Consider the following 5,380-nt stretch of genomic DNA (forward strand, 5'->3'; position numbering starts at 1 on the left):
CAAGCTCGCCCTCACCTACCGCGGAGGCATCGTGCTCGCCGCCGTCACCATCTGGCTACGCCAATAAGGAGACGCGCCCTAGTGGTTGTCGTCCTCGGTGCGCTGGAACACCAGGCAGTAGTCGCCGGTGAGCCACTCGGGCTGCTCGTCCCAGCACAGGAACGTCTCCTGCCGGAACGTCAGGTGCCGCCGGACGATGCGGCCGACGTCCCACGCGAGGGTGGTGGCGACGCCGTCGTCGACCATGTTGCCGACGTTGAGGACGAGGTGGCCCCACGGCCGCAGCAGCCCGGCGACCTGCCCGAAGATCTGGTCCAGCTCGCCGAGATAGGTCTCGTAGTCGCCATCGAGGGTCTCGTAGGCGTTGAGCGGGTTCTCCGGGTGGTTGCGCAGCGTCATGTACGGCGGCGACGTCAGGCACAGGTCGACCGGCCGGTCCACCAGCGCCGCCACCTTGCGGGCGTCGCCGGTGATGACCTCGCCGGCGCCGCCGAGCCGGCGGCGGATCATCTCCGCGCGGTCGGGCAGCAGCTCGATGCCCAGCCCGGACCGGCCCATGCGCTCGGCGACGACCAGCGTGGTGCCGAACCCGGCGAACGGGTCGAGCACGAGCTGGCCGGGGAGGGAGTACTCCGCGATGACCGTCTCGGCCAGGTTCTCGGTGAAGTGGACGTTCTCGTCGGCCTCGACGTAGCGCTCGTTGACGAGGTCGTCCATCCACTGCTGCAGCCATGGCCTCATGCGGTCCATCTTGCTCGACCGCCCGGCGCCCCGCCGCCGGGACCCTGGCCGTACGCTGCTCGCTGTGAGCGCGGAACGGACGAACTGGGCGGGCAACCTCACCTACGGCGCGACGCGCATCCACGCGCCGTCGTCGGTCGAGGAGCTGCAGGACCTCGTCGCACGCACCCGCCGGATCCGGGCGCTGGGCAGCCGGCACTCGTTCAGCGACGTCGCCGACACCACCGGCGAGCTGGTGTCGGTCGCCGGGTTGCCGCCGCGGATCGAGGTCGACGCGGCGGCCCGGACGGTGACCGTCGCGGCCGGCCTGCGCTACGGCGACCTCGCCGAGGCGCTGCACCGGCAGGGCTGGGCGCTGCACAACCTCGGCTCGCTGCCGCACATCTCGGTGGCGGGGGCGGTCGCGACGGCCACGCACGGCTCCGGCGACGGCAACGGCAACCTCGCGACGGCGGTCGCCGGGCTGCAGCTGGTGCGCGCCGACGGCGAGCTGGTCACGCTGCGCCGCGGCGAGCCGGACTTCGCCGGCGCGGTCGTGTCGCTCGGCGCGCTCGGCGTGGTGGCGGCGGTGACGCTCGACGTCGTGCCCGCGTTCGACGTTCGTCAGGTGGTCTACGACGACCTCGCGCTCGACACCGTCGCGGAACGGTTCGACGAGATCTTCGCGGCCGCCTACAGCGTCAGCGTCTTCACCGACTGGGCCGGCACCACGCGCAGCTGGGTCAAGCACCGGGTCGACGACGGTGACGACTGGACGCCGGACCCGGCCTGGATGGGCGCCCGGCTCGCCGACGGACCCCGCAACCCCGTCCCCGGCATGCCGGCCGTCAACTGCACCGAACAGCTCGGCGTGCCCGGCCCGTGGTACGACCGGCTGCCGCACTTCCGGCTCGGGTTCACCCCGAGCAGCGGCGAGGAGCTGCAGTCGGAGTTCCTGGTCCCGCGCGAGCATGCGGTCGAGGCGTTCGGCGCGGTCGCGAAGCTGGCCGATCGCATCACACCGGTGCTGCAGATCTCCGAGCTGCGCACGGTGGCCGCCGACGACCTGTGGCTCAGCTCGTCCTATGGCCGCGGCGTCGTCGGCCTGCACTTCACCTGGAAGAAGGACTCCGACGGCGTCCGCCCGGTACTCGCGGAGATCGAGCGCGCGCTGACCCCGTACGACGCCCGGCCGCACTGGGGCAAGCTGTTCACCGTCGCCCCCGAGCAGGTGCGCGAGCGGTATCCGCGGCTGGCCGACTTCCGCCGGCTGCGCGGCGAGTACGACCCCGACGGCCGGTTCGGGAACGCCTTCCTCGACCGATTCGTCGGCTGACCAGGTCGCGCGCGGAACCGCGACCGCACCGCCGGCGTCGAATCGGACATGAGGCGGTGGTTTACCGGCCTTGTCTCCTTGGGCATGCTCGCCGGTTGCTCGTTCGGTGCTGACGACGAAGACGGTGCGGTCGCCGTCATGGGGCTGACGTCCTTCGATGCCTGCGAGGACGTCGTCGATCACCTGAAGACGGAGGCGCGCGACCGGGTCGGTCCGTGGGGGCTCGGCGGCAACGACCTGATCGCCTACCTGACGGACGCACCGGCACGCGCCGACGGCGCGGAGTCGCTCGCGACTGAAGACTCCGGCGGTGCGGCGCAGGCCCCGGCGGTCCCGCACTCCACCACGAACGTGCAGGAGGCCGGCGTCGATGAGCCCGACGTCGCCAAGACCGACGGGCGGGTGCTGGTCACCGCGGCCAGCGGCGAGCTCCGCGTCATCGACGTCACCGGCACGGCGCCGCGCGAGCTCGGCCGGCTCGCACTGGTCGAGGGCGCCGAGCAGCAGTACGCCGACGCCACGGTGCTCCTGGCCGGCGACCGCGTCGTCGTGCTGGTCAGGCAGAACACGATGATCGCCTACGACGCCGCGGCCAGCTTCTATCCCGGGGGGCCGCCGTCGACCACCGCGGTGCTGCTGGTCGACATCTCCGACCCCGCGGCGCCGGTCGTCGAGTCGCGCCTGGAGGTCGATGGCGACTACCTCGACGCCCGCATGGTCGACGAGACCGTGCGGCTGGTCGTCAGCTCCTACCCCACCCTCGCGTTCCCGATGACGGAGGAGGACGCGAACCGGCCCGAGGACGAGCTCACCGAGCGCAACCGCGCCATCGTCGAGGAGTCCACCATCGGCGACTGGCTGCCGTCGTACACGTTCACCAGCGGCGACGACGAGCCGGTGACCGGCCAGTTGGTCGGCTGCGAGCAGCTGAGCCGCCCCGACGAGTTCGCCGGCTACTCCACGATCAGCGTGCTGACGTTCGACCCTGCCGAGGGCCTCAGTGCCGACGGCACGGTGGGCGTGCTGACCGACGGCGACACCGTCTACGCCAGCCAGGACCGCCTGTACGTCGCGACGACCCGGTGGGGCGAGCCGTTCGCGCCGGACGACCGCTCCATCCGGCCGATGCCCGCGCCGGGCGAGGTGACCACCGGCATCCACGCCTTCGACATCACCGGCAACGTCCCCGCGCGGTACCTGGCCTCCGGCGAGGTCGAGGGCCGCATCATCGGCCGGTACGCGATGTCCGAGTACGAGGGCGTGCTCCGGGTCGCCACGACCATCGACTACTGGACGGGCACCACCGACACCAGCGAGAGCCGGCTCTACACGCTCGAGGAGGGCGACGACGCGCTCGTCCCGCTCGGGCAGGTCGGCGGGCTGGGCAAGGGCGAGCAGATCTACGCCGTCCGCTACTTCGGCGACACCGGCTACGTCGTCACGTTCCGGCAGGTCGACCCGCTCTACGTCCTCGACCTCTCCGACCCGGCGAACCCGGCGGTCACCGGCGAGCTGAAGATCACCGGATACTCGTCCTACCTGCACGACGCCGGCGACGACCGGCTCATCGGGGTCGGGCAGGAGGCTTCCGCCGACGGGCGCACCGTCGGCGCCCAGATCTCGCTGTTCGACGTCGCCGACCCCGCGGCCCCGGCGAAGCTCGACGGCCACGTCGTCCCGGACGCGTGGTCGCAGACCGAGTGGGACCCGCAGGCGTTCCTGTTCTGGCCCGGCACCGGCCAGGTCGTCGTGCCGATCGAGACGATGACGGGGCCCAGCGCGCTGGTCGTCCGGCTGGGCGAGGACACCGTCACCGAGCAGGGTCGGATCGCCCGGGCCGAGGCGCCGCGCGACGGCTGGGCGTGGCTGCGCCGCACCCTCGTCGTCGGCGACACGCTCTACACCGTCTGGCAGGACGGCGTGCAGGCCAACGGGCTCGACGACCTCGAGCCGCGCGGCTGGCTGGCGTTCGGCTGAGGGGTCAGCCGAACGGGGTCGGGCTGGCGCTCGCGCTCGCCTCGGCCTCGGCCTCGGCGGCGCAGGCCTCCTCGAGCGTGGCCAGGTAGTCGGCCAACGGCTCCAGCCCGGCCTCCGCCCGCCGCTCGTCGACCGTCTCCGGGTCGGCGAGCGGCGCGGGCTGCGGCACGCCGTCGACGCAGCCGATCTGGGTGCCGTAGACCTGTTCGCCGCCGGAGTTCAGCGCGACGCGATCCTCGAGGTAGGCCAGCTCTCCACGATCGGCCAGCCCGGCCTCGGCGGCGGGCCGCATCAGCTCCAGCGCCCGCCGCTGGAACTCGGGGTCGAGGTCGGAGTGCTGGGCGATCACCCAGGCCGCGCTGGCGCCGTCGGTGCCGACGAGGTCCGAGCCGGGCCAGCCGTGCTCCTCCACGATCTCGGCCAGCCGGTCGGTGCGCTCCTGGTCGTTCCACTCGCCGGCGACCTGACCGGAGCGCTCGGCCTGGTCCTGCTCCATCATCTCCAGCAGCTCGGCGCGCAGCTCCTCGTTCCGCTCCCGCGTGGTCGCCGACGGCGTCGCACCGTGACCGCTGTGGTCAGCCGCGCACGCGGTGAGCAGCAGGACGACAAGCACAACCGCGGCCCGGATCATCGGGCCAGTATGGCCGCGCGGCGGCGCTCCGGGAACCCGCCCTGCGCGCCCTTGCGATCAGCGGTCGGTGTTCGCGCCGCAGAGGACGATACACGGCAGCTCGCCCGGCACCCGGCCGGCCAGCCACGCGGCGAACGGCACCGCGGCGGCCGGCTCGACCAGCAGCCGGAACTCGTCCCACAGGCGGTCCCGCGCGGCCAGTAGCTCGTCGTCGGTGACCAGCAGCGACACCACCGGCGCCGCGCTCAGGACGGCGAACGGCAGTTCGCCGACGCGGGTCGCGCCGAGCGCCGACGCCGCGACGGAGTCGACCGCCGCGTCCACCGGCTCGCCGGCGGCCAGTGCCTGATGCAGGGCGGAGCAGTGCTCGGGTTCGACGGCGACGGTGGTGCGTCCGCCGGCGGCCAGCGCGGTGCCGGCCGCCAGCCCGCCCCCGCCCACCGCGACCGCCACCGCGTCGACGTCCGGCGCCTCGGCCACCACTTCGGCGGCGACGGTGCCCTGGCCGGCGATGACGTCGGGGTGGTCGTAGGCGGGCAGGTACCGCGCACCGGGGTCGGTGGCGGCGGCGGCCGTCGCCGCCGCGGCCGCCTCGGCGTAAGTGCCGCCGTGCCGGATGAGCCGGGCGCCGGTCTCCTCGATCCGGCGCGCCTTCGTGGCGGGGACGGTCTCCGGGACGTACACCGTCGCCGGCAGGCCCAGTAGCGCCGCCGCCG

At 73.4% G+C, this 5,380-nt stretch carries 5 protein-coding genes; 2 read left to right on the forward strand and 3 right to left on the reverse strand.

The genetic code is table 11. The annotated features are described in order from the left end of the window. Window positions 1–78 precede the first annotated feature (78 nt). The gene (locus tag DY240_RS24295) at window positions 79–741 is read right to left on the reverse strand and encodes a DNA methyltransferase (protein ID WP_158602982.1); all 663 of its coding nucleotides are present in this window, start codon (window positions 739–741) and stop codon (window positions 79–81) included. 64 nt (window positions 742–805) lie between these two features. Here DY240_RS24295 and DY240_RS24300 point away from each other — a divergent pair, with 64 nt between their 5' ends. Both DY240_RS24300 and DY240_RS24305 read left to right on the forward strand, forming a co-directional pair. Then, window positions 806–2,056 (forward strand): D-arabinono-1,4-lactone oxidase, encoded by a 1,251-nt coding sequence (locus DY240_RS24300; protein ID WP_233552858.1) that lies wholly within the window; start codon window positions 806–808, stop codon window positions 2,054–2,056. 138 nt (window positions 2,057–2,194) lie between these two features. Then, on the forward strand, window positions 2,195–4,033 hold the full coding sequence (locus DY240_RS24305; protein ID WP_158602983.1) for a beta-propeller domain-containing protein: 1,839 nt from the start codon (window positions 2,195–2,197) through the stop codon (window positions 4,031–4,033). Window positions 4,034–4,037: 4 nt separating this feature from the next. On the opposite strand, the gene DY240_RS24310 is transcribed toward DY240_RS24305, so the two are convergent. Further along, on the reverse strand, window positions 4,038–4,664 hold the full coding sequence (locus tag DY240_RS24310; RefSeq protein WP_199702314.1) for a DUF6624 domain-containing protein: 627 nt from the start codon (window positions 4,662–4,664) through the stop codon (window positions 4,038–4,040). A 57-nt stretch (window positions 4,665–4,721) separates the two neighbouring features. Further along, on the reverse strand, window positions 4,722–5,380 hold a 659-nt coding region (locus tag DY240_RS24315), incomplete at its 5' end, for a pyridoxal-phosphate dependent enzyme (protein ID WP_119662302.1).

This window comes from Jiangella rhizosphaerae (assembly GCF_003579925.1).
Taxonomy (GTDB): domain Bacteria; phylum Actinomycetota; class Actinomycetes; order Jiangellales; family Jiangellaceae; genus Jiangella; species Jiangella rhizosphaerae.